21 protein-coding genes are annotated in these 21,813 nt (G+C 69.6%); 9 read left to right on the forward strand and 12 right to left on the reverse strand.

Annotated elements, in window-relative coordinates; translation table 11 throughout:
• Positions 1–136 precede the first annotated feature (136 nt).
• Positions 137–1,147: a LacI family DNA-binding transcriptional regulator gene (locus VNR19_RS00120; RefSeq protein ID WP_325722687.1), complete on the forward strand. Its 1,011-nt coding sequence runs from the start codon at positions 137–139 to the stop codon at positions 1,145–1,147.
• A 33-nt stretch (positions 1,148–1,180) separates the two neighbouring features.
• Here the strand turns inward: VNR19_RS00120 and VNR19_RS00125 are convergent, their stop codons facing one another.
• Entirely contained in the window at positions 1,181–2,305 is a 1,125-nt protein-coding gene (locus VNR19_RS00125; RefSeq protein ID WP_325722689.1) for a baeRF11 domain-containing protein, read from the reverse strand.
• 75 nt (positions 2,306–2,380) lie between these two features.
• Positions 2,381–3,151 carry an IclR family transcriptional regulator gene (locus VNR19_RS00130; RefSeq protein ID WP_325722691.1) on the reverse strand — a complete coding sequence of 257 codons (771 nt, stop codon included), beginning with the start codon at positions 3,149–3,151 and terminating at the stop codon, positions 2,381–2,383.
• 53 nt (positions 3,152–3,204) lie between these two features.
• Here VNR19_RS00130 and hutH point away from each other — a divergent pair, with 53 nt between their 5' ends.
• The 3 genes from hutH to hutI all read left to right on the forward strand — a co-directional run bounded on the left by hutH (position 3,205) and on the right by hutI (position 7,925).
• Entirely contained in the window at positions 3,205–4,809 is a 1,605-nt protein-coding gene (hutH, locus tag VNR19_RS00135; protein ID WP_325722693.1) for a histidine ammonia-lyase, read from the forward strand.
• On the forward strand, positions 4,806–6,515 hold the full coding sequence (gene hutU / locus VNR19_RS00140) for a urocanate hydratase (protein WP_325722695.1): 1,710 nt from the start codon (positions 4,806–4,808) through the stop codon (positions 6,513–6,515). Before hutH ends, hutU begins: the two co-directional genes overlap by 4 nt.
• Before the next feature lie 162 nt (positions 6,516–6,677).
• A complete protein-coding gene (gene hutI, locus VNR19_RS00145) occupies positions 6,678–7,925 on the forward strand; it encodes an imidazolonepropionase (protein WP_325722697.1) in 1,248 nt (415 codons plus the stop codon).
• 17 nt (positions 7,926–7,942) lie between these two features.
• On the opposite strand, the gene VNR19_RS00150 is transcribed toward hutI, so the two are convergent.
• From VNR19_RS00150 to VNR19_RS00180, 7 genes are all read right to left on the reverse strand, one after another.
• The gene (locus VNR19_RS00150) at positions 7,943–8,431 is read right to left on the reverse strand and encodes a SixA phosphatase family protein (RefSeq protein WP_325722699.1); all 489 of its coding nucleotides are present in this window, start codon (positions 8,429–8,431) and stop codon (positions 7,943–7,945) included.
• Positions 8,428–9,402, reverse strand: a complete 975-nt coding sequence (locus tag VNR19_RS00155) for an arginase family protein (protein ID WP_325033380.1) — start codon at positions 9,400–9,402, stop codon at positions 8,428–8,430. The genes VNR19_RS00150 and VNR19_RS00155 overlap by 4 nt, the downstream gene beginning before the upstream one ends.
• On the reverse strand, positions 9,386–9,763 hold the full coding sequence (locus VNR19_RS00160; protein WP_325722700.1) for a gamma-glutamylcyclotransferase family protein: 378 nt from the start codon (positions 9,761–9,763) through the stop codon (positions 9,386–9,388). Before VNR19_RS00160 ends, VNR19_RS00155 begins: the two co-directional genes overlap by 17 nt.
• Before the next feature lie 52 nt (positions 9,764–9,815).
• Positions 9,816–11,087 carry a DUF445 domain-containing protein gene (locus VNR19_RS00165; protein ID WP_325722702.1) on the reverse strand — a complete coding sequence of 424 codons (1,272 nt, stop codon included), beginning with the start codon at positions 11,085–11,087 and terminating at the stop codon, positions 9,816–9,818.
• A 66-nt stretch (positions 11,088–11,153) separates the two neighbouring features.
• The gene (locus tag VNR19_RS00170; protein WP_325722704.1) at positions 11,154–11,591 is read right to left on the reverse strand and encodes an iron chaperone; all 438 of its coding nucleotides are present in this window, start codon (positions 11,589–11,591) and stop codon (positions 11,154–11,156) included.
• A gap of 70 nt (positions 11,592–11,661) precedes the next feature.
• Positions 11,662–12,834, reverse strand: coding sequence for an acyl-CoA dehydrogenase family protein (locus VNR19_RS00175; RefSeq protein WP_325722706.1), 1,173 nt, complete (start codon positions 12,832–12,834; stop codon positions 11,662–11,664).
• 19 nt (positions 12,835–12,853) lie between these two features.
• A complete protein-coding gene (locus VNR19_RS00180; RefSeq protein ID WP_325722708.1) occupies positions 12,854–13,612 on the reverse strand; it encodes an alpha/beta fold hydrolase in 759 nt (252 codons plus the stop codon).
• A gap of 110 nt (positions 13,613–13,722) precedes the next feature.
• Between VNR19_RS00180 and VNR19_RS00185 the strand changes: the two genes are divergently transcribed.
• On the forward strand, positions 13,723–14,127 hold the full coding sequence (locus VNR19_RS00185) for a pilus assembly protein CpaE (protein ID WP_325722710.1): 405 nt from the start codon (positions 13,723–13,725) through the stop codon (positions 14,125–14,127).
• A gap of 6 nt (positions 14,128–14,133) precedes the next feature.
• Here VNR19_RS00185 and VNR19_RS00190 read toward each other — a convergent pair whose 3' ends face one another.
• Positions 14,134–14,997 (reverse strand): gamma-glutamylcyclotransferase family protein, encoded by an 864-nt coding sequence (locus tag VNR19_RS00190; RefSeq protein WP_325722712.1) that lies wholly within the window; start codon positions 14,995–14,997, stop codon positions 14,134–14,136.
• Between the two features lie 97 nt (positions 14,998–15,094).
• A complete protein-coding gene (locus VNR19_RS00195; protein WP_325722714.1) occupies positions 15,095–16,339 on the reverse strand; it encodes an MFS transporter in 1,245 nt (414 codons plus the stop codon).
• A gap of 379 nt (positions 16,340–16,718) precedes the next feature.
• Here VNR19_RS00195 and nrdH point away from each other — a divergent pair, with 379 nt between their 5' ends.
• The 4 genes from nrdH to nrdF all read left to right on the forward strand — a co-directional run bounded on the left by nrdH (position 16,719) and on the right by nrdF (position 20,620).
• A complete protein-coding gene (gene nrdH / locus VNR19_RS00200) occupies positions 16,719–16,952 on the forward strand; it encodes a glutaredoxin-like protein NrdH (RefSeq protein WP_179489201.1) in 234 nt (77 codons plus the stop codon).
• A gap of 82 nt (positions 16,953–17,034) precedes the next feature.
• Positions 17,035–17,472 carry a class Ib ribonucleoside-diphosphate reductase assembly flavoprotein NrdI gene (nrdI, locus tag VNR19_RS00205; protein WP_325722717.1) on the forward strand — a complete coding sequence of 146 codons (438 nt, stop codon included), beginning with the start codon at positions 17,035–17,037 and terminating at the stop codon, positions 17,470–17,472.
• Positions 17,451–19,610 (forward strand): class 1b ribonucleoside-diphosphate reductase subunit alpha, encoded by a 2,160-nt coding sequence (gene nrdE, locus VNR19_RS00210; protein ID WP_325722719.1) that lies wholly within the window; start codon positions 17,451–17,453, stop codon positions 19,608–19,610. Before nrdI ends, nrdE begins: the two co-directional genes overlap by 22 nt.
• Before the next feature lie 35 nt (positions 19,611–19,645).
• Positions 19,646–20,620, forward strand: a complete 975-nt coding sequence (gene nrdF / locus VNR19_RS00215) for a class 1b ribonucleoside-diphosphate reductase subunit beta (protein WP_325722721.1) — start codon at positions 19,646–19,648, stop codon at positions 20,618–20,620.
• A 682-nt stretch (positions 20,621–21,302) separates the two neighbouring features.
• Here nrdF and VNR19_RS00220 read toward each other — a convergent pair.
• Positions 21,303–21,623, reverse strand: a complete 321-nt coding sequence (locus tag VNR19_RS00220) for a hypothetical protein (RefSeq protein ID WP_325722723.1) — start codon at positions 21,621–21,623, stop codon at positions 21,303–21,305.
• Positions 21,624–21,813 lie beyond the last annotated feature (190 nt).

Here is a 21,813-nt window from a genome sequence, read left to right on the forward strand (position 1 = left end):
GTTCAAAGAATCTAGCTAGTTTGAACGATCAAAGTTATCATCGACCCCACGGTAGGAATGTGGTCCTCGTCCTGTCAAGGGCATCAGCGCACCGTAGGATGACGATTTGAAGGATCAGAACCCTGGGGAGCCGCGGATGGCGAAGCCGCCGACCGTCGAAGACGTCGCGACGGCGGCGGGGGTCTCACGCCAAACCGTCTCGAACGTGATCAACACGCCCGAGGTCGTGCGGGCCGAGACGCGCGACCGCGTGATGCGAGTGATCGAAGAGCTCGGCTACCGGCCGCACGCGGCGGCGCGCCGATTGCGCACGCGCCGCAGCTCGACGATCGGGATCCACCTCGACCCGTACGCGGGAGGGATCTCCGGCGTCGTCCTCGACCGCTTCGTGCATGCGCTCACCGAGCAGGCGAGCGAGCGCGGCATGCGCATCCAGCTCTACGCGGCGCGGACGCCCGACGACGAGATCGCGCGCATGCAGGAGCTCATCACGGGCGGCGAGATCGACGCCGTCGTGATCACCGGAACCTTCCATGGCGATCCCCGCACACGGTGGCTGCTCCAGCGGGGCATCCCGTTCGTGTCATTCGGGCGGCCCTGGGGCGCCGACGACGTCGCGGACCCCGCGCACCTGTGGGTCGACGTCGACGGTGCCGCGGGCACGGCGGCCGCGACGCGCCATCTGCTGCAGACCGCCGGCCCGCGCATCGCGTTCCTGGGCTGGCCGCGCGGATCGGGAACCGGCGACGACCGCGAGCGCGGCTGGAGCGACGCGATGGCGGCGGCGGGCGCATCGGGTGTGCGCCTCACGAGCGAGGACGGCGTCGCGCAGGCGCGCGCCGCCGCAGCGGACGCACTCGCGTCCGACAGCGAGCTCGACGGCATCGTGTGCGTGAGCGACTCCCTCGCGATCGGCGCCCACCTGGCCGCCGTGGCGGCCGGACGCCCGGACCTGCCCGTCACCGGGTTCGACAACACCAACGCGGCCGAGGCCCTCGACATCTCGAGCGTCGAGCAGCTCCCGGAGCAGGTGGCGGCCGGTGCTCTCGAGCTCCTCATGGGCTCGACCGGGAGCGTCGTCGCCCCGCGGCGCACAGCGGCCGGCGAGGCCCACGTGCTCGTCGAGCCGCGGCTCATCGTCCGCTGACCTCGACGACGTGGGCCGTCGCCGACCGGAGCGTCAGCGGCGCGCGGGCACCGGGAAGCGCAGCGTCGCGGCGACCGGTGAGCCGTCGATCGACTCCTCCTTGCGGATCGCCCGCACCTTCCCTCCCGCGCGCAGCACACGCGTGACGAGCTCGTCGACCACGTCGTATCCGTCGCGGCTGCCGTCGTTCGAGAGCTCCACGTTGCCGTAGTCGTCGACGCGCCCGTGCACGTCGGCATCGAGATCGAAGCGCAGCTCGTCGACGGCATCCGCAACCGTCGCCGCCGCGACGTCGCGCAGCCGCGTGGTCGCGAGGCCCTGCGCGCGCAGGTTGCCGAACCGCTCGCGCCACTCGCGGAGGTCGGCGGCCCGCCGCCGGTCGAGGATCTCGCGCGCGATCTTCTCGACCCGCTCGCGCGTGAGCGAGTCCGGATGCTCGTGCACGACGTCGTCGAGCAGGCAGTCGTGCGTGTTGACGGCTCGATACGCGGAGTCGAGGTCGTCGCTCGCGACCAGGATGAGCGGCACGCCACGCGGCACGATCTTCACGACCTCGTCCTGCACGACGCGGCAGAAGCGCTCGCGCTCGACACGCTCTCCCGTGGCACCGTGCGCGCGGTGCCGGTCGAACGTGCCGTCGGTCGCCGTGCGCTCGAGCATGAGCCGGTGGTCGTCGGGGAGGGGGAGCGGATGCTCCACCAGTCGTCCCTCGTCATCGAGCTCGGCGAGCTTCGCGCCCTGCTGCGTCACCTTCACGACGAAGCCGTGCAGCGGGAACGACACCGCGCGGATGAGACCCGACACGTCGAAGCGGTCGGAGACGACGACGCGGTCGGCGAGGTGGTTCGCGACCCGGAACGCATGAAGCACGCCGGGGGCTGCGAGGAGCACCATCGAACGCGACTGCCGCGTCCAGAACTCGTCGTCGCCGAGCACCGCCCGGAGCCGGCCGACGACGTCCTGGCGGGCGCCGTGGGGCAGGTCCATTCCTTCGAGCTGACGCGCCGCCTGGTCGATCGCGTCGCGCAGGGCTATGCGGATGCGTTCGTGGTCCTGAGGGACCGGAGACGACGCGAGGCTGATCGACACGCTCGCCGCGTCCCGGTGCTCCGTGAGTGAGATGAGCCGTTCTCTGTCCGGAATGTCTACAGGGAGCATGGGGCCACGATAGGCGCGCTCGGCGAGCGCCGCATCAGGGTTGCGGATGCGCCGCGATCGGCCTACCGCCGGAGGTCACCTGCCGCCGATGCGATGCGACAGCTCTTTCGCGGCGTCGTCCACGAGGCCTGCGACGCGCTCGACATGCGTGTCGGAGTCCTCGGGCCACGTGACGGCGATCGCCGCCGCCGGCCAGTCGGCGTGGTCGCGCACGGCGACGCCCGCCGATCGCAGCCCGAGGGTGACCTCCCCGTCCTCGACGGCGTAGCCGCGACTGCGCACCTCGCGCAGGACCTCGCGCAGCTCGCGCGGATTCGCGGGACCGCGACCTGTGCGATCGGCGAAGGCGGAGGCATCCGGGTACAGGGCCCGAACCTGCTCGCGAGGGAGCGCCGCGAGCATCGCTCGTCCCGTCGCGGTGAGGTGGGCGGGCAGCCGCACGCCGACATCGGTCACGAGCGCGGGACGCCGGGGAGCGCGTTCCTCGACGATGTAGAGCACGTCCCGCCCGGTCATGACGGCGAGGTGCGCGCTCTCGCCCGCGCGGTCGGCGAGCGCCGCGACGATGGGGCGGCCGAGGCGCGCGAGCGGCTGCTGCCGCGCGTACCCTCCGGCGAGTTCGAACGCCGCAGTGCCCAGGCCCCATCGCCGCTCGACGGGCACGTGCACGACGAAGCCGTGCGCGGCGAGCGTGCGCAGCAGGTGGTAGACGGTCGAGCGGGGGATGCCGAGCTGCGTCGCGATCGCCTGGGCCGCCGCCGGTCCGCGCTGGCGCGCGAGGAACGACAGGATCCGGAGGGTCTGGTCCGCCGCGGGAACCTGGGGCTTGTCTGGGATCACAGACACAGGATGCCACGCGCGGCTGTCGTGCGCCGGTGCACGGGTGTGGAATCGGTCGCATGACCACCGTCACCCCTTCGCTCGACGTCGTCACGGTGGGCGCCGCACCCCTGCGCCCGGACGACGTCGTCGCCGTCGCCCGTCACGGCGCGCGCGTCGAGCTCGATCCCGCAGCCCTCGAGCGCGTCGCCGCCACCCGCTCGCTCGTCGAGGGTCTCGCCGACGACCCACAGCCGCACTACGGCATCTCGACCGGGTTCGGCGCCCTCGCTACGACATTCATCCCGCTGGAGCGACGGATGCAGCTGCAGGCGAGCCTCATCCGCTCGCACGCCGCCGGCACGGGCCCCGAGGTCGAATCCGAAGTCGTCCGGGCGCTGCAGCTCCTGCGCCTCCAGACGCTTGCGACCGGACGCACGGGCGTTCGCCCTGTCGTGGTCGAGACCTACGCGGCGATGCTCAATGCCGGCATCACGCCGATCGTGCGCGAGTACGGTTCGCTCGGATGCTCCGGCGACCTCGCACCGCTCGCCCACATCGCGCTCGCGGCGATGGGCGAGGGCGACGTGCGCGTGATCGATCCCCGCACCCCGGGCGTCTCGGGCGGGATCGTGGGCGCGGCGGAGGCGCTGGCTGCGGCATCCGTCACGCCCCTCGAGCTCCGCGAGAAGGAGGGGCTCGCGCTCATCAACGGCACCGACGGCATGCTCGGCATGCTGCTTCTGGCCGCCCATGACCTGCGGATGCTGCTCGACACGGCGGACGTCGCCGCCGCGATGTCGATCGAGAGCCAGCTCGGCACCGACGCCGTGTTCGCCGCCGACCTCATGGCGCTGCGCCCGCAGACGGGCCAGGCGGCGTCGGCCGCGAACCTGCGAGCGCTCCTCGCGGGCTCGGCGATCATGGAATCGCACCGCGACCCTGCCGTCTGCACGCGTGTGCAGGACGCCTACTCGCTGCGCTGCTCGCCCCAGGTGCACGGTGCCGCGCGCGACACGCTCGAGCACGCGAACCTCATCGCGTCGCGCGAGCTCGCCGCAGCGATCGACAACCCCGTGATCACACCCGACGGGCGCGTCGAGTCGAACGGCAACTTCCACGGCGCGCCGATCGCGTACGTGCTCGACTTCCTCGCGATCGCGGTCGCCGACGTCGCGTCCATCTCGGAGCGGCGCACCGACCGTGCGCTCGACCCCGCGCGCAGCAACGGGCTGCCGCCGTTCCTCGCGCACGAGGCGGGGGTCGACTCGGGGCTCATGATCGCCCAGTACGCGGCTGCGGGGATCGTGTCCGAGCTCAAGCGGCTCGCGACGCCGGCATCCGTCGATTCGATCCCGTCGTCGGCGATGCAGGAGGACCACGTCTCGATGGGCTGGGCAGCGGCCCGCAAGCTCCGCCGCGCGATCGACGGGCTCGCGCGCGTGCTCGCGATCGAGCTGGTGACGGCGGCCCGCGCGCTCGACCTGCGGGCGCCGCTCGACCCCGCCCCCGCGACCGCCGCGGCGCGCGACCTCCTTCGCACGCGCGTCGGCGGCCCCGGTCCCGACCGCTTCCTGTCGCCCGACATCGAGGCGGCGACCGAACTCGTCACCACCGGCGCGATCGCACGTGCTGCGCTCGAAGCCGCGCCCGCACACGACACCACCGAGGAGCAGAGCCGATGATCGAGACACCGAGTGCACAGCAGGCGCGCACCGTGCGCGCGCCGCGAGGCGCCGAACGCACCGCGAAGAGCTGGGAAGCCGAAGCCGCCAAGCGCATGCTCATGAACAACCTCGACCCCGAGGTCGCCGAGCACCCCGAGGACCTCGTCGTGTACGGCGGCACGGGCCGCGCGGCCCGCTCGTGGAAGGCGTTCGACGCGATCGTGCGCACGCTCGACGAGCTCGAGCCCGACGAGACGCTGCTCGTGCAGTCAGGCAAGCCGGTCGGGGTCTTCCGCACGCACGAATGGGCGCCGCGGGTGCTCATCGCGAACTCGAACCTCGTGGGCGACTGGGCGACGTGGCCCGAGTTCCGCCGGCTCGAGGAGCTCGGCCTCACGATGTACGGGCAGATGACCGCGGGGTCGTGGATCTACATCGGCACGCAGGGCATCCTGCAGGGCACGTACGAGACGTTCGCGGCCGTCGCGCGCTCGCTCGCCGAGAAGCGCGGCGCCGACCCGTCGACCGCATCCCTGGCCGGCACCCTCACGCTCACGGCGGGCTGCGGCGGCATGGGTGGTGCGCAACCGCTCGCCGTGACCCTCAACGGGGGAGTCGTCCTCATCGTCGACGTCGACGAGTCGCGGCTGAAGCGTCGCGTCGAACACGGCTACCTCGACGAGTACACGACCGATCTCGACGTGGCCCTCACCCGCGTCCTCGCCGCCAAAGACGCCGGCGAGGCACTCTCCGTCGGAGTCCTCGGCAACGCCGCCGAGGTCTTCCCCGACCTGCTCGCGCGCCACCAGGCGGGCGAGGTCACGGTCGACGTCGTGACCGACCAGACGAGCGCGCACGACCCGCTCGCGTACCTCCCGGTGGGCATCGCGTTCGAGGACTGGAGGGCCGAGGCCGAACGCGACCCCGAGGCCTTCACCGCCCGTGCTCGCGGCAGCATGGCCAAGCACGTCGCCGCGATGGTCGGCTTCCAGGACGCGGGCGCGGAGGTCTTCGACTACGGCAACTCGATCCGCGCGGAGGCCAAGCTCGGCGGATTCGACCGCGCGTTCGAGTTCCCGGGCTTCGTGCCGGCGTACATCCGGCCGCAGTTCGCCGAGGGGCGCGGACCCTTCCGCTGGGTCGCACTCTCGGGCGACCCGGAGGACATCCGCAGGACCGACCGTGCCGTCATGGAGCTGTTCCCCGAGAACGCCGGGCTCGTGCGATGGCTCGAGAAGGCGGGCGACGCCGTGCACTTCGAGGGCCTGCCGGCCCGCATCTGCTGGCTCGGGTTCAAGGAGCGCCACCTCGCGGGGCTCAAGTTCAACGAGATGGTCGCGTCGGGCGAGCTGTCGGGGCCCATCGTGATCGGCCGCGACCACCTCGACGCCGGTTCCGTCGCGAGCCCGTATCGCGAGACCGAGGCGATGGCCGACGGGTCCGATGCGATCGCGGATTGGCCCCTGTTGAACGCGCTCCTCAACACCGCATCCGGTGCCGCGTGGGTGTCGATCCACCACGGCGGCGGCGTCGGCATCGGGCGCTCGATCCACGCCGGGCAGGTCACGGTCGCCGACGGATCGGCGCTCGCCGCCGAGAAGCTCGAGCGCGTGCTGACGAACGACCCCGGTTCGGGCGTCATGCGGCACGTCGACGCGGGGTACGAGCGGGCGAAGGAGGTCGCGCGCGAGCGCGGCCTCAAGGTCCCGATGCTCGACGACTGACCCGTGCGGGCCGGCGGCCGCCACCGGGCGCCGAGATCGCGCGAATGACGGCGGATGCAGCATCCGATTCGCATTTCGCGCAATCTCGACGGGCGGGCCGGGGGTGGAGCGGGGAGCGGGGGCAGAGTGGAGCAGGGGTGGAGGACAGAGGGGACGGATGCGGTGAAGGCCACGCTCATCACGAACATCGGCGAGCTCACGACGAACGTCGGCACGCCCGACGATCCATGCGGCACGCGCCGTGATGCGGCGGTGCTCATCGAGGGTGAGCGGATCGCCTGGGTCGGCACCTCGGCGGAGGCCCGCGCACTCGGTTTGGGGCGCGATCCCGACTTCGGGGCGGAAGAAGTGCGCCCCGACGTCGGAAATCCGCCCCGAACCCGGCATGAGGAGCACGTCGAGGTCGTCGATGCCGAAGGGCGGGCTGTCATCCCGGGGTTCGTCGACAGCCACACCCACCTCGTGTTCGCGGGCGACCGCGCCGACGAGTTCGAAGCCCGCATGAAGGGGGCGCCGTATGCCGCGGGAGGCATACGGCGCACGGTCGCCGCGACGCGCGAGGCGAGCGACGATGCGCTGCGCCGGCGGCTGCGGTCGTTCGTGGCGGAACTGCACGCTCAGGGCACGACGACGTTCGAGGTCAAGACGGGCTACGGGCTCACCGTCGCCGACGAGGAGCGCCTGGCGCGCCTCGCAGCGGAGGTCACGCCCGAGGTGACCTTCCTCGGTGCGCACGTCGTGCCGCCTGAGTACGCCGACCGCCGCGACGACTATGTGGATCTCGTGTGCGGCGCGATGCTGAGCGCGTGCGCGCCGCACTCCCGCTGGGTCGACGTCTTCTGCGAGACGGGCGCGTTCACGCCCGAGGAGTCCCGACGCGTGCTCGCCGCCGGCGTCGCGCACGGTCTCGAGCCGCGCGTGCACGGGAACCAGCTCGGTACCGGGGAGGGCGTCCGCCTCGCGGTCGCGATGGGCGCGGCATCCGTCGATCACTGCACCTACCTCGACGATGCGGATGTCGCGGCGCTCGCCTCCTCCCGCACGGTCGCGACCCTCCTGCCCGGTGTCGAGTTCTCGACGCGCCAGCCGTACCCCGACGCGCGGCGGCTCATCGACGCGGGCGTGACCGTCGCGATCGCGAGTGACTGCAACCCGGGGTCGAGCTTCACGAGCTCGATGCCGCTCATGATCGCCCTCGCCGTGCGCGAGATGGGCATGGCCCCGGCCGAGGCGGTGTGGGCGGCGACCGCCGGAGGGGCGCGCGCCCTGCGCCGCGACGACGTCGGCGTGATCGCACCCGGCCTTCGCGCCGACCTCGTGCTGCTCGAGGCGCCGACGCGCACGCATCTCGCGTACCGCCCGGGCGTGCCGCTCGTCGCGCGCGTGTGGAAGGACGGCGCCCCGCTCTGAGCGCACCGTCGGCGGCGTCAGCGGGGCGTGTCGTACGTCCAGTCGACGGGTTCGAGGGAGTCGGCGACGTCCCAGTCGTCGGTGTCCCAGGTGAACGTCGCGACCGCGCACGTCGGCATGTGCTCGATGCGGTCGCGCGACAGGTGGGCGGCGAGCGCGCTCATGCCAGGGTCGTGCGCGACGACGAGAACACGCGGATGCCCCGCCGCCGACGCCACGGCCCACAGCGTCTTCGACGAGGCTCCGTACAGCTCGTCTTCGAGCGACAGCGGCGCCCCGAGCGCGTCGGCGAACGCCTCAGCGGTCGTGCGGGCGCGCAGCGCGGTGCTCGAGAGCACGACGTCGGCGCGGAACCCCGCGTCGGCGAGCCGCTGCGCCATGCGGGGCGCGTCGCGCCCGCCACGGTCGTTGAGCGGGCGGTCGTGGTCGGCGACGAGGCGCCCGTCGGGGCGCTTCACCGTGCTCCAATCCGACTTGGCGTGCCGCACGAGCGCGAGCGAGATCATGCGCTCAGCATGCCACGGGCGTTGTCTGCGGCGCGCAGCGCACGCCCCGCGAGCAGCTCGAGCACGCACAGCGCCGCGAGCCGCACGGTGCGGCCGTCCGCGGCATCCGCCGTCGCGTCGACCTCGACGATGTCGGCGCTCGTGACGCGCGGGTCCGCCCCGGCCGCCCGCACCAGCGCGCGCAGCTCGCGTGCCTCGAGTCCGCCGGGCACCGACGCCGGGCACCCCGGGGCGACTGCGCGGTCGCACACGTCGACGTCGACGTCGAGATGGACGCGGACTCCGGACGCCTCGTCGCCCGGCCACGCTCCGGCGACGTCGAGCGCGTCGGCGATCACGTCGGCCGCTCCGCGGCGGCGCAGCTCCTCGCAGGTCACGACCGTGATGCCCCATTCCGCCGCGCGGCGCGCATACGCGGAGGAGTTCGCGAAGTCCGCGATGCCCAGCTGCACGATGCGCGACGGGTCGAGGCCGTCCTCGACGAGCCGCCGCACGGGCGAGCCGTTCGAGACGCCGTCGCGCAGGTCGAAGTGCGCGTCGATCGTGATGAGCCCCGTCGCCCGCGCGCCCTGTGCGACGGGGTAGGTCGCGGAGTTGTCGCCGCCGAGCGCGATCACGAGTCCGGTCCGCTCGGCGAAGCGCGCGACCGCCTCGCGCGCGGTCGCCTCGCCGTCGGGGCCGTCCGGCTCGTCGACGTCGCCCGCGTCCACGATCCGCAGCACCTCATCGAGATCCACGGGTTCGACGGGCCCCGCGATCGCGTGCCGTTCGGGTTCGCCCTGCAGCAGGACCGTCGGCGAGTAGCGGCGCAGCGCCTCGCGCACCGCCGCCGGTGTCGCGTGAGCGCCCGTCGGCGACAGCGAAGTGCGCCACGTGGGTACGCCGAGCAGCGCGGCATCCGCATCGGTGCCGGGCTCAGGCGCCGGCCACCCGCCCGCTCGCGGCCACAGCGGATCAGTCGGCAGAGTCACGCAGGTCTCCTTCGGGAGTCGAGATGTACACCCACGCGGTGCGTCCGCTTGCGAGGGCCACGGCTGCCCGCCGGTACATCGACTGTTCGTAGTCGTCGCCGGCGTCGAGTTCCTCGTCGGTGAGCCTCAGGACCTTGCCGACCACCTTGTCGAGGGCGTTCCCGGTGGGCCGGATGATCGGATGCACGGACTTTCCCGACAGCTCGAACACGCGCGGGTCGGGCACGTCGATGTAGTCGATCGTGTAGCCGACGAGCACGTCATCCTCGCCGTCGAGCGCGCGTCCGAACACCGCGCGCTGCACGTCGGGCTCGAGCAGGGTGCCGTAGCTGAAGACGAGGTTCTCGCCGCTGTCGGCCATGCCCCCAGGCTACCGACGCGGCCATCGCGCCGACCACCGCGGTAGCCCTCAGTCAGCCCAGCAGAGCGTGCGCGACGGAGAAGATCACGAGGCCCGCGAGCGCGCCGACGATCGTGCCGTTCAGGCGGATGTACTGCAGGTCGCGACCGACCATGAGCTCGATCTTCTCGGTCGTCTCGGCGGGATCCCACCGCTCGACCGTGTCGGTGATGATCGAGGCGATGTCGTGCCGGTAGCGGTCGACCAGCACGACCGCCGCGTCGGTGACGAGGGTGTCGACGCGGCGCTGCAGCGAGGCATCCGTCACCAGCCGTTCGCCGATCTGGACGAGCGCGTCGGTCATGCGACGCCGCAGCGCGCTGTCGCGGTCGGCGAGCGACGTCAGCAGTCCCGACTTCGCCGCGTTCCAGGCCTCGCCCGCGAGCTCGCGCACACGCGGGCTGTCGAACACCGCGACCTTCGCGTCTTCCAGGCGTCCGATCGTGGCGGGGTCGTGCTGCAGGTGCTCGGCGAGGCGGGCGAGGTAGCCGTCGATGGCGAGGCGGGCCGGATGCCGCGGGTCCCGCTGCATCGCCGAGACGAACTTGACCGCCTCGTTGTACACGGCATCGTCGACGAGTCGCTGCGCGATCGAAGGCACCCACGACGGCAGCCGCCGCGACACGAGCCCCCGGAACGCGTCGTGGTTGGCTTCGAGCCATCCCGCGACGCTGTCGACCGCGAGGTCGACGGCCCCGTGGTGCGCGCCTCCCTCGACGACGCGCTCGAGCCACCCGCCGAGCGGCGGTCCCCACTCGGGCGCGATGAGGTGCTCGCGCGCGAGGGCCTCGATGACCTCCTGCACGTCGTCGTCGCTCAGCGCGCGCAACAGGCCCGACGCGACGACGGATGCCTCTTCGCCGACCCGCTCGGCATGAGGCGGTTCGCGCAGCCACTCGCCGAGGCGTGCGGCGATCGGCGTCGACTCCAGCTTCGTGCGCACGAGTTCGCCGCGCAGGAACTCCGTCTCGACGAATTCGCCGAGGTTGCGGCCGATCTCGTCCTTGCGGTTCGGGATGATGGCGGTGTGCGGGATCGGGATCCCGAGCGGATGCCGGAACAGCGCCGTCACCGCGAACCAGTCCGCGAGCGCACCGACCATGCCGCCCTCCGCCGCGGCACGCACGTAGGCGAGCCACGGGTACGGCTCCTGCAGCGCGAACGCGACCGCGAACAGCGCCGCCATGAACAGCAGGGCGCCGAGGGCCACGCCCTTCATGACGCGCAGGCCGTGGCGACGCTCCTGGTCGGCCGGACTCAGGAGGGCCGTCGGCGTGCGCGTCATGCGGTCATCCTCGCACGCGCCCGTGCCGCTGAAGACGGCGACGGGCGCGTGCGGGACCGATCGGGGTCAGCCCGCGGCACGCTTCACGAGTTCGGCGATGCGCTCCTCTTCGGCCGGCGTGATCGACAGCAGGGCGAACGCGACGGGCCACATCTGTCCGTCGTCCAGCTGTGCGGCCTGCTCGAAGCCGAGCGTCGCATAGCGGTCGTTGAACTTCGACGCCGGTTTGAAGTACACCGCGACCTTGCCGTTGCGCGAGTAGGCGGGGAAGCCGTACCACGTCTTGGGGTCGAGGCTCGGGGCGACCGTCGTGACGATCTCGTGGATACGCTCTGCGAGCACGCGGTCCGCCTCAGGGAGCTTCGCGATGGCGTCGAGCACACCCTGCAGGTCGTCGGCCTTCGACTTCGCCGCCCTCTGGGCCTTGAGCTCGGCCGCGCGCTGCTTCATGGCTGCACGCTCGTCGGCGCTGAATCCGGACTTGGTGTCTTTCACTGTGCTCATGCCTCTACGCTACGGATGCGGCATCCGCCGGGTCTTCTCGATTCCTGATCGTTTCCTCGACGCCGTGCCGTCAGCTCTCGAGCGGACCCAGCCACGCCGTCGCGACCGTCGAATGCGCCGACTCGGGGTCGGACGGGTGGAACAGCCCCGCGAGCACGTCGCGGTACAGCCGCCCCAGCTCGTTCGACGAGAAGTAGGACGAGCCGCCCGCGACGAGCACTGCGTCGTCGACGACGCGCTTGGCCATCGTCACCGCACGGTGCTTGATGCCCGACAGCAACGAGAACCAGCGCGCGCCGTGGTCCACGCGCTCGTCGACGTCGCGAGAGAGGGACCACAGCTGCGGGGGCAGCGCGTCGTACGCGAGGGCCATGTCGGCGACGCGCCAGCGGATGTCGGGGTCCTGGCTGTACGCGAGTCCCGTCTTCTTCGACCGGCGCTTGCCCGCCGTCTCGACCGCCAGGTCGAGCGCGCGTCGCGCGATGCCGGTGTACACCGACGCGAGGAGCAGCTCGAAGACGCTGAAGATGCCGAACACGATGGGGTCGGGGTTCGGCCCCGGGTCGAGACGGCGCACGACGCGGTCGGCGGGCGCGATCGCCCCGTGCAGCTCGGTCGTGCGGCTCTGCGTCGCACGCATGCCGAGCGTGTCCCAGTCGTCGCGCGTCACGACGCGGCCCTCGGCCTCCTCGGAGCGCGACACGAAGGCGTAGACCATCTTCGGACCGTCGTCGCTCGTCGTGTCGAGGCCGTGCAGTCCGAGCTGTGTCCAGGCCGGTGCGAGCGACGTGAAGATCTTCGTGCCGGTGAACGCGTACCCGCCGTCGGGGCGGGGCGCGGCATCCGTGTCGCTCCCGAACAGCACGAGGTCGTTGCCCGCTTCGCTGATGCCGAACGCGAAGAGCTCGCCCGCGGCGGCGCCCTCCTGCACGAACCGCAGCGAGTCGATGCCGCGGTCGGCGAGGACCTTCGCGACCCCCGTCCACACGAGGTGCATGTTGACCGAGAGGGCGGTGGCCGGTGCGGCGCCGGCGAGGCGCTGCTGAAGAACGGAGGCCTCGGCCAGCCCGAGCCCGGCGCCGCCGAGCTCGGCGGGCACGAGGATCGCGAGGTAGCCCGCGGCGCGCAGCTCGTCGAGGTCCTCCTGAGGGAAGGTGTTGTCGCGGTCGTATCCCGCGGCACGCGAGCGGATGCGCTCGAGCAGCTCGTCGGACAGGAACGCGGAGGGGTCGAATTCGCTCACCCGCCCATTCTGGCCCTCGTCAGCGGCGCAGGGCCTCCCGCAGGTGCGCGATCGTGTCGTCCGGCTTGTCGCGGTGGGGCGAGTGCCCCGCCCCCGTGACGACCGACATCGTGATGCTGCGGTTCTCATGAACGACCTCGGCCGCGGGCTTGCCGGCGAAAAGGCTGAACACCGCAGGGTCGGAGGCGATCACGTGCGTCGGCACCACGAGGCGCACCGCAGCGTCGCGCACATCCCAGTCCGCGTTCTGCGCGCTCGTCTGCTCGACCGCCCACCGGCTCGCCTGCCGCGCGGCGGTCGCCTTGAGCTCGATGTCGATCTCGTGCCACGACGGATGCTGCGCCCGCACCGCCTCGACGGACGGATCCGCGAACGCCTCCTCCTGGCTCACGCGCACGTTCTCGCGGTCGGCGGCCGTCAGGTGGATCGCCGGGTCGACGAGGACGAGCCTCTTCGCCCACGACTGGTCGCGCGACGCGACGAGGGTCGCCGCGGCTCCACCGAGCGAGTGCCCGATCACGAGATCCCACGATCCGGATGCGGCCCGCGTCGCCGCGAGGTCGGCCGCGTACGCCTCGAGCGTGTAGTCGAGCGCGCGCGGCGCGTCCCCGTGGCCGCGCAGGTCGACGGCATCCGCCCGCCACCCGTCGTCGGCCAGCGCGACTCCGAACCGCCACATGAGCGCGGCGCTCGAGCCGAGACCGTGGACGAGCAGGGCGCGCCGCGCGGCGGCGGGGTCGCCCCACGAGCGACGGGGGAGGGTGACGGGTGCGGGCATGCGGATCAGCCTAGAGTCCGTGCGGATGCCGCCTGTGCCGGCGCCTGCGAATCGGCAGGATCTCGGCGGACTCCGGCAGTGAGCCCTCCCGACCGCCCTACGCTGGCGTCATGATCTCGACCGATCTGGCGATCGCGCTGCGCGACGCGGGCCTCGTGTGGCATCCGCGCTCGGGCGACCGGTTCCAGCTCGACGAACCCGAGTTCGAGGCGGATGTCTTCGTCGTGAGCGAGATGACGATCGAGCCGCGCGAGTACCCGACCGGCAAGCTCCTCGCGTTCAACGGCACGACCGAGTGGGCGTTGGATTCCGTCGCGCTCGAGGACGCGCTGTGGCTGCCCCACGAGCACCAGCTGCGCGAGCTGCTGCGCGGCGCCTTCCGGTCGCTGCGACGCCTGCCCGACACGCACGAGGTCACGATCGAGGTTGCCGGCGAGACCCTCGTGTTCGAGCATCCGGAGCCGGCGGATGCGTACGCGCTCGCGGTGCTCGAGCTGCTCCGTCGCATCGCGTGAGGGGTCTCAGCGACGGGCGCTCGCGAGGCCGCCGGAGGTCAGGACCTCGGGCTCGAACACGACGCAGGTGGCGCCTCGGTCGGACGCCACGTACTCGACCTCCAGGATGGATTCGGCATAGGGCAGCCCCACGAACGCTGCGAACTCACCCTCGCACGACGCTTGCGCATCGCCACCGGCATCGACGAGCGCGAACACCTCGTATGCGTGCGGTGCGGCGCACAAGGTGGTCATGACCTCCAAGGCGCGCGCGGTCCGGCTGTAGCAGTCGCCCACGGCGAGCGTGCGCTCGTCGACGATGAGCCCGTAGTCTGCCGTGGACCCGTCCCACTCGGCGATGCGCGGGAATCCGTCGGTGGCGCCGATCCATTCGTACGCGGTCGCGGTGACGCCGCCCTGCGTGCGGATCCTTCGAGGGTGGAACAGGCCGCTCTCCACGCGTGTCATCTCGCGGAGCACGTCGTCTGCCGTCTCCGGATGCAGGTAAAGCACGACCCCGGGAACCTCGCCCCCCGGTCCGAACTTGGCCAGCGGGTATCCGAGCCCGGAGTCGTACAGGAAGCCTTCCGCGGCATCCGCCTTCGACTCCAGGACATACTCCGCGATGAGGTCGTAGCGCGACTGCCCCGGCATGGATGAGCCGTAGACGAAGAGCGCCGGTCGATCGGAACTCGTCGATGACTGCTGGGCCGGCGGATGCTGCGTCGACGACGCACCCTGTTGAAGGCTCACGAGCACGCCGACGAGTGTCACGATCACCGCTGCCACCGCAGCCAGCGCCGAGATGCCGGCGGGCCGCAGCCAGATCGACCGATGACCGGACTCGTTGCGCACATCATCGGCATCGCCGTCCTCGTCGGCCGCGCTCATGCCCCCTCCTCGATCGTCGCTGATCGGGATGAGAAGAGTATGCCGCCGGGTGGTTCCTGCTGACCGAGTCCTGTGCAGATCCTGAGGTGTGTGCCTATCAGGGCAGCATCGTCCGGCCCGTGATCGTGCTCACCGGCTCGGTGTCGGGGATGGGGCTCGCGTCGCCGTGCCGCAGGTCGGGGAAGCCGCGCACGCACGCGACCGACACGATGAGACCGACGAGGGCGAACGCGGCCGCGGCGACGTAGGCGCCCTGCGGCCCGATGTCGTCGATGAGGAAGCCGGCGACGGCCGAACCCGCCGCCGCGCCGATGAGCTGGCCGGTGCCGATCCACCCGAACGCCTCGGCGGTCTCGCTGAACTTGACGCTCGCCGTCGTGATCGCGAACAGCACCGTGAGCACGGGGGCCAGACCGATGCCCGCCACGATGAGCGTTGCGCTGAGCCAGCCCACGGTGCCGCCCATCCACGCGACGTCGAGCATGAGCGCCGTGAGCGAGAGCCCGACCGTCACGATGAGCATGCGCCGCGCCATCGCCCACGGTCCGATCGGGATGTGACCGAGTGCGAGACCGCCCGCGAGGCTGCCGACGGAGAAGAGCGCGAGCACGATTCCCGCTTCGAAGCCCTCGTGCCCGAAGGTCGCGACGACCCCCGCCTCGACCGTGGCGGCGGCGCCGATGAGGAGGAAGCCGATGATCGTGGCGAGCAGCACCGCGGGCTTTCCGAGTACCTTGCCGAAGCTGCGGCGGCTGCGTGGGATGCGGACGCGCCCGACCTCGGGGGAGAGGATGAACCACACTCCGCCGCCGACGAGGATCACGACGATCGTGAGCAGGCCCTGCACCGTGCCGACCTGCGTCGAGACGAACGTGATGAGCACGGGGGCGATGATCCAGATGATCTCCTGCAGGCTCGCGTCGAGCGAGAACAGCGGAGTGAGCTGCCGCGAGTTGACCATCTTGGGGTAGATCGTGCGGACGGCGGACTGCACGGGCGGGGTCGACAGACCGGTGACCAGACCCAGCGCCATGTACGCGGGGAGCGGCATCCGGATCAGCGCCATCGCGGTCAGCCCGAGCGCGCAGATGACGAGGGTCGTCGTGAGGACGCGCCGCATGCCCCATACACCCATCCACCGGCTCGTGACCGGACCGGCGACCGCCTGGCCGACGCTCGTGGCGGCGAGCACGAGGCCGGCGGCCCCGTACGAGCCGGTGACCTGCTCGACGTGCAGCAGGATCGCGAGGCTCGTCATGCCGTTCGGGAACCGCGCCGTCAACTGAGCCGCGATGATGCGCCCCACGCCCGGTGTGCGCAGAAGATCCCGGTACCCCGCCACGCGTCAACGCTATCGCGCGCGCGACACGCCGCCATCGCGCGCGACACGCCGACGACACGCCGCGACACGCCGAGAAGACGCTGTGGACGAGATTCCGATGTCGGATGCCCCGCCTAGCGTCCCACCTGTGGACGGATGCGGCCGTGGCATCCGGAAACCCCGTCGTTCAGGCGTTTTCCAGGCTTCTCGAGACTTGCCGATCTGTGGATGGATCGGTGGAGAACCTGTGTTGTACATGTGGGGAGCGGTGGAAAACTACACGGATGTAACTACTATCCCTTGTGGTTGTACCGAATGTCGGTACCCATATGTAGTATTGGTGTCCCGGCGGGGGGAACTGCCGGAAGAGAATCGGATGTGAGGGAGAGACAGGTCCAACATGGCGATCACGGTCTACACGAAGCCCGCCTGCGTTCAGTGCACGGCGACCTACCGCGCGCTCGACTCGAAGGGCATCGAATACGAGGTTCACGACCTCTCCGAGGACCCGGCAGCCCTCGAACAGGTCAAGGCGCTGGGCTACCTCCAGGCGCCGGTCGTCATCACCGATGAGGACCACTGGTCGGGCTTCCGTCCCGACAAGATCGACGAGCTCGCAGCCCGTCTGGCCTGACCCTTCACTGAAGTCCGACGGGCCGTTCGCGGCCCGCTCGGCAGGGGTCGTTCGGCGACGCTCAAGAAGCGGGGGGTGAGCAATGAGCGCAGTCGCTACGAGTGCACCGCTCTTGGTCTTCTTCTCGAGCGTCTCGGGCAACACAGCCCGCTTCATCGAGAAGCTCGGCCTGCGCGCCGTGCGCATCCCGCTCCACAGCGCCGATCCGACGCCGTACGTCGATGAGCCGTATGTGCTCGTCACGCCGACGTACGGCGGAGGCCAGGGCCGCGGGGCGGAGAAGGGGGCCGTGCCCAAGCAGGTGATCCGGTTCCTCAACGACGAGCACAACCGGAGCCTCATCCGCGGAGTGATCTCCGCGGGCAACACGAACTTCGGCGAGTCCTTCGGGCTCGCCGGCGAGATCATCAGCCGCAAGTGCCACGTGCCGCACTTGTATCGGCTCGAATTGTTCGGCACGCCCGAAGACGTCGATCGCGTGAGCGAAGGATTGGAACGATGGTGGAAGCAGCAGCACTGACGGAGACGAGCTACAAGGACGACCCGCGCTTCGAGGGGCTGGACTACCACGCCCTCAACGCGATGCTGAACCTGTACGGCCCCGACGGCAAGATCCAGTTCGACGCCGACAAGCGGGCTGCGCGCGAGTACTTCCTGCAGCACGTCAACCAGAACACGGTGTTCTTCCACTCCCTCAAGGAGCGGCTCGACTACCTCGTCGAGAAGAACTACTACGAGCCGACCGTGCTGGAGAAGTACCCGTTCGAGTTCATCCAGAAGCTCAACGACCTCGCCTACTCGAAGAAGTTCCGCTTCGAGACCTTCCTCGGCGCGTTCAAGTACTACACGAGCTACACGCTCAAGACCTTCGACGGCAAGCGCTACCTCGAGCGCTTCGAGGACCGCGTCGTGATGACCGCCCTCGCGCTCGCCGACGGCGACCAGGAGCTCGCGATCGAGCTCGTCGAAGAGATCATCGCCGGCCGTTTCCAGCCGGCCACCCCGACGTTCCTCAACGCAGGCAAGGCCCAGCGCGGTGAGCTCGTCTCCTGCTTCCTGCTGCGCATCGAAGACAACATGGAGTCGATCGCGCGCGGCATCAACTCGGCGCTGCAGCTCTCGAAGCGCGGCGGCGGCGTCGCACTCCTGCTGTCGAACATCCGCGAGGCCGGTGCGCCGATCAAGCAGATCGAGAACCAGTCGAGCGGCATCATCCCCGTCATGAAGCTGCTCGAGGACTCGTTCTCCTACGCGAACCAGCTCGGTGCGCGTCAGGGTGCAGGTGCGGTCTACCTCAACGCGCACCACCCCGACATCATGCGGTTCCTCGACACCAAGCGCGAGAACGCCGACGAGAAGATCCGCATCAAGACGCTCTCGCTGGGCGTCGTGGTGCCCGACATCACGTTCGAGCTCGCCAAGAAGGACGAGGACATGTACCTGTTCTCGCCGTACGACGTCGAGCGCGTGTACGGCGTGCCCTTCGGCGACATCTCCGTGACCGAGAAGTACCACGAGATGGTCGACGACTCGCGCATCAAGAAGACGAAGATCAAGGCGCGCGAGTTCTTCCAGACGCTGGCTGAGATCCAGTTCGAGTCGGGCTACCCGTACATCATGTTCGAAGACACGGTGAACCGGGCCAACCCGATCAAGGGCCGGATCAACATGTCGAACCTCTGCAGCGAGATCCTCCAGGTCAACACGCCGACCACCTACAACGAGGACCTCTCCTACAAGGAGATCGGCAAGGACATCTCGTGCAACCTCGGCTCGATGAACATCGCGCTGGCGATGGACGGCGGTGACCTGGGCCGCACGGTCGAGGTCGCGATCCGCGCGCTCACAGCAGTCAGCGACCAGAGCCACATCCGCTCGGTGCGCTCGATCGAGGACGGCAACGACCGTTCGCACGCGATCGGCCTCGGGCAGATGAACCTGCACGGCTTCCTCGCCCGCGAGCACATCCACTACGGATCCGAAGAGGGCATCGACTTCACGAACATCTACTTCTACACGGTGCTGTTCCACGCGCTGCGCGCGTCGAACAAGCTCGCCATCGAGCGCAACCAGGTGTTCGACGGGTTCTGGGAGTCGAAGTACGCGACGGGCGAGTTCTTCGACAAGTACACCGACCAGGTGTGGGAGCCGCAGACCGAGCGGGTCAAGGAGCTCTTCGCCGGCATGCACATCCCGACGCAGGACGACTGGCGTGAGCTGAAGGCCTCGATCCAGAAGCACGGCATCTACAACCAGAACCTGCAAGCCGTCCCGCCGACCGGCTCGATCTCGTACATCAACAACTCGACGAGCTCGATCCACCCGATCGCGTCGAAGATCGAGATCCGCAAGGAAGGCAAGATCGGTCGCGTCTACTACCCGGCGCCGTTCATGACGAACGAGAACCTGGAGTACTACGAGGCCGCGTACGAGATCGGCTACGAGAAGGTCATCGACACGTATGCCGCGGCCACGCAGCACGTCGACCAGGGTCTGTCGCTCACGCTGTTCTTCAAAGACACGGCGACCACGCGCGACATCAACCGGGCCCAGATCTACGCGTGGAAGAAGGGCATCAAGACCATCTACTACATCCGTCTGCGGCAGATGGCCCTCGAGGGCACGAACCTGTCCGAGTGCGTCAGCTGCATGCTGTGACGCGCCACACCGGGACTCTTGAGAACGAGAAGGAAATGAGCGAGAAGCTGCAGCTGCTGGACCACGTCCAGGCCATCAACTGGAACCGCATCGAGGACGACAAGGACCTCGAGGTGTGGAACCGTCTGACCGGGAACTTCTGGCTTCCCGAGAAGGTTCCGCTGTCGAACGACGTGCAGTCGTGGGCGACGCTGACGCCCGAGGAGCAGCAGACCACGATGCGCGTGTTCACGGGTCTCACCCTGCTCGACACGATCCAGGGCACGGTGGGCGCGGTGTCGCTCATCCCCGATGCGCTGACGCCGCACGAGGAAGCCGTCTACACGAACATCGCGTTCATGGAGTCGGTGCACGCGAAGAGTTACTCGTCGATCTTCTCGACGCTGTGCTCGACGCCCGAGATCGACGACGCGTTCCGGTGGTCGGTCGAGAACGAGAACTTGCAGCGCAAGGCGCAGATCGTCATGGAGTACTACCGCGGCGACGAGCCCCTCAAGCGCAAGGTCGCCTCCACGCTGCTCGAGTCGTTCCTCTTCTACTCCGGGTTCTACCTGCCGCTGCACTGGTCGTCGAAGGCGAAGCTGACGAATACGGCCGACATCATCCGCCTCATCATCCGCGACGAGGCTGTGCACGGGTACTACATCGGTTACAAGTTCCAGAAGGGCCTCGAGCTCGTCGACGAGGCGAAGCGCAGCGACATCAAGGACTACACGTTCTCGCTGCTCTACGAGCTCTACGACAACGAGGTCCAGTACACGCAGGACCTCTATGACGCGATCGGTCTGACCGAAGACGTCAAGCGCTTCCTGCACTACAACGCGAACAAGGCGCTCATGAACCTCGGCTACGAGGCGATGTTCCCGTCGACGGTCACGAACGTGAACCCCGCGATCCTGTCGGCGCTGTCGCCGAACGCCGACGAGAACCATGACTTCTTCTCGGGGTCGGGCTCGTCGTACGTCATCGGCAAGGCCGTCGCGACAGAGGACGAGGACTGGGACTTCTGAGTCTCTGTGCGCCGTCACGGTAGGTGGCTTTTCACCACATTGAAGTTGGCACGCGTCAAATTGCTTGGCACAGATTACGCAGTTGGCACATGAAACGACTGGACTCGCGCCGACCGGTTCCACAGGAGGGATCCTGTGGCTAACCGGCGGCGTGAGACTCCCGCGGAACTGACCGAGTCGTGGCCGGACGCGCCCTCGGCTGATCTGGCCGGTGAGGCCGCGCGATGCTTCGTACTCAACCTCATGTCTGCGATGGGGGAGCGGAGCGTGCGTAGCGTCGCGAATGACGCTGGCCTAGATGAGGGCACAGTGCGCCGGATTCTTGCGGGCGCGGCCTGGCCGGATCTTCGGTCGGTAGCTCGCCTTGAGGCGGCTCTGCGCGCCGCCCTTTATCCGACGATCGATTCCTACGGAGGCCGCTGACCATGGCACGGCGCCCACCTGGGAGGAGGAGAGTATGTCGTTTATCCAGCACTGGGGTCGTGTCTCTGGTGTCAACAAGATCGCAGTTGCGCCCGGACCCGAAGGACCCGGTCGCGCCGTAGATGTCCTCGACGGTATCAGGCACCCCGGCAAGGTCGACTTCGACGTGAATGCGCCCGTGTTCGAGCGGGACCGGCTCGAGTGGACGACTCCCGTGGGTCCGGGTGCAGGTTTATGTCACTGAGGTGAAGGCGTTTGATCACGCCATGGCGTCCTCGTACATGCGGCACAGCTCTGTCGAGTATGCAAAGTTGCCCGTCACTCGCCCGGAGCCGGCCGGGGCGGAAGCGGTCCCGTAATCGTCGTGAATGGCAGCCATGAACATCGCGCTGGAAGGCAGCACGTCACTCAGCAGGTGCCCGTCGCCGTGGGATATGAGTCGTTCGCGGATGCAGTTGGTCGGGCGCTCGCGATCATCGAGAGAACAGCTGGCCTCGCCGCTGGTGAATTCGACGCGGCGCGTGCCGCCGCAACCTCGTCCGTAACGGAGGTTGACTCGCCCCGGCGTGTCCGGAGACATGATTCCTTGGAAGGATCTGTCTCATGGGACGTCCCAGTAAGTATCCGGGGACGGGACTGCTGCACGGATAGGTGACATCTGAGTTGGCTAGCCCGGGGGGCTGGCCTGGAAGGATGTCATCGTGCCCAAGCCCTACCCGAGCGAGTTCCGTGACGACGTGGTGCGCGTCGCTCAGAACCGCGAGCCCGGA

The organism is Microbacterium sp. (genome assembly GCF_035556355.1).
Lineage (GTDB): Bacteria > Actinomycetota > Actinomycetes > Actinomycetales > Microbacteriaceae > Microbacterium.

Coding starts and splice junctions, on each gene's coding strand:
- VNR19_RS00120 (WP_325722687.1), top strand. CDS start 137: ATGGCGAAGCCGCCGACCGTCGAAGACGTCGCGACGGCGGCGGGGGTC.
- VNR19_RS00125 (WP_325722689.1), bottom strand. CDS start 2,305: ATGCTCCCTGTAGACATTCCGGACAGAGAACGGCTCATCTCACTCACG.
- hutH (WP_325722693.1), top strand. CDS start 3,205: ATGACCACCGTCACCCCTTCGCTCGACGTCGTCACGGTGGGCGCCGCA.
- hutU (WP_325722695.1), top strand. CDS start 4,806: ATGATCGAGACACCGAGTGCACAGCAGGCGCGCACCGTGCGCGCGCCG.
- VNR19_RS00150 (WP_325722699.1), bottom strand. CDS start 8,431: ATGATCTCGCTCGCGCTCGTGCGGCACGCCAAGTCGGATTGGAGCACG.
- VNR19_RS00160 (WP_325722700.1), bottom strand. CDS start 9,763: ATGGCCGACAGCGGCGAGAACCTCGTCTTCAGCTACGGCACCCTGCTC.
- VNR19_RS00165 (WP_325722702.1), bottom strand. CDS start 11,087: ATGACGCGCACGCCGACGGCCCTCCTGAGTCCGGCCGACCAGGAGCGT.
- VNR19_RS00170 (WP_325722704.1), bottom strand. CDS start 11,591: ATGAGCACAGTGAAAGACACCAAGTCCGGATTCAGCGCCGACGAGCGT.
- VNR19_RS00180 (WP_325722708.1), bottom strand. CDS start 13,612: ATGCCCGCACCCGTCACCCTCCCCCGTCGCTCGTGGGGCGACCCCGCC.
- VNR19_RS00185 (WP_325722710.1), top strand. CDS start 13,723: ATGATCTCGACCGATCTGGCGATCGCGCTGCGCGACGCGGGCCTCGTG.
- VNR19_RS00190 (WP_325722712.1), bottom strand. CDS start 14,997: ATGAGCGCGGCCGACGAGGACGGCGATGCCGATGATGTGCGCAACGAG.
- nrdH (WP_179489201.1), top strand. CDS start 16,719: ATGGCGATCACGGTCTACACGAAGCCCGCCTGCGTTCAGTGCACGGCG.
- nrdI (WP_325722717.1), top strand. CDS start 17,035: ATGAGCGCAGTCGCTACGAGTGCACCGCTCTTGGTCTTCTTCTCGAGC.
- nrdE (WP_325722719.1), top strand. CDS start 17,451: ATGGTGGAAGCAGCAGCACTGACGGAGACGAGCTACAAGGACGACCCG.
- nrdF (WP_325722721.1), top strand. CDS start 19,646: ATGAGCGAGAAGCTGCAGCTGCTGGACCACGTCCAGGCCATCAACTGG.
- VNR19_RS00220 (WP_325722723.1), bottom strand. CDS start 21,623: ATGTCTCCGGACACGCCGGGGCGAGTCAACCTCCGTTACGGACGAGGT.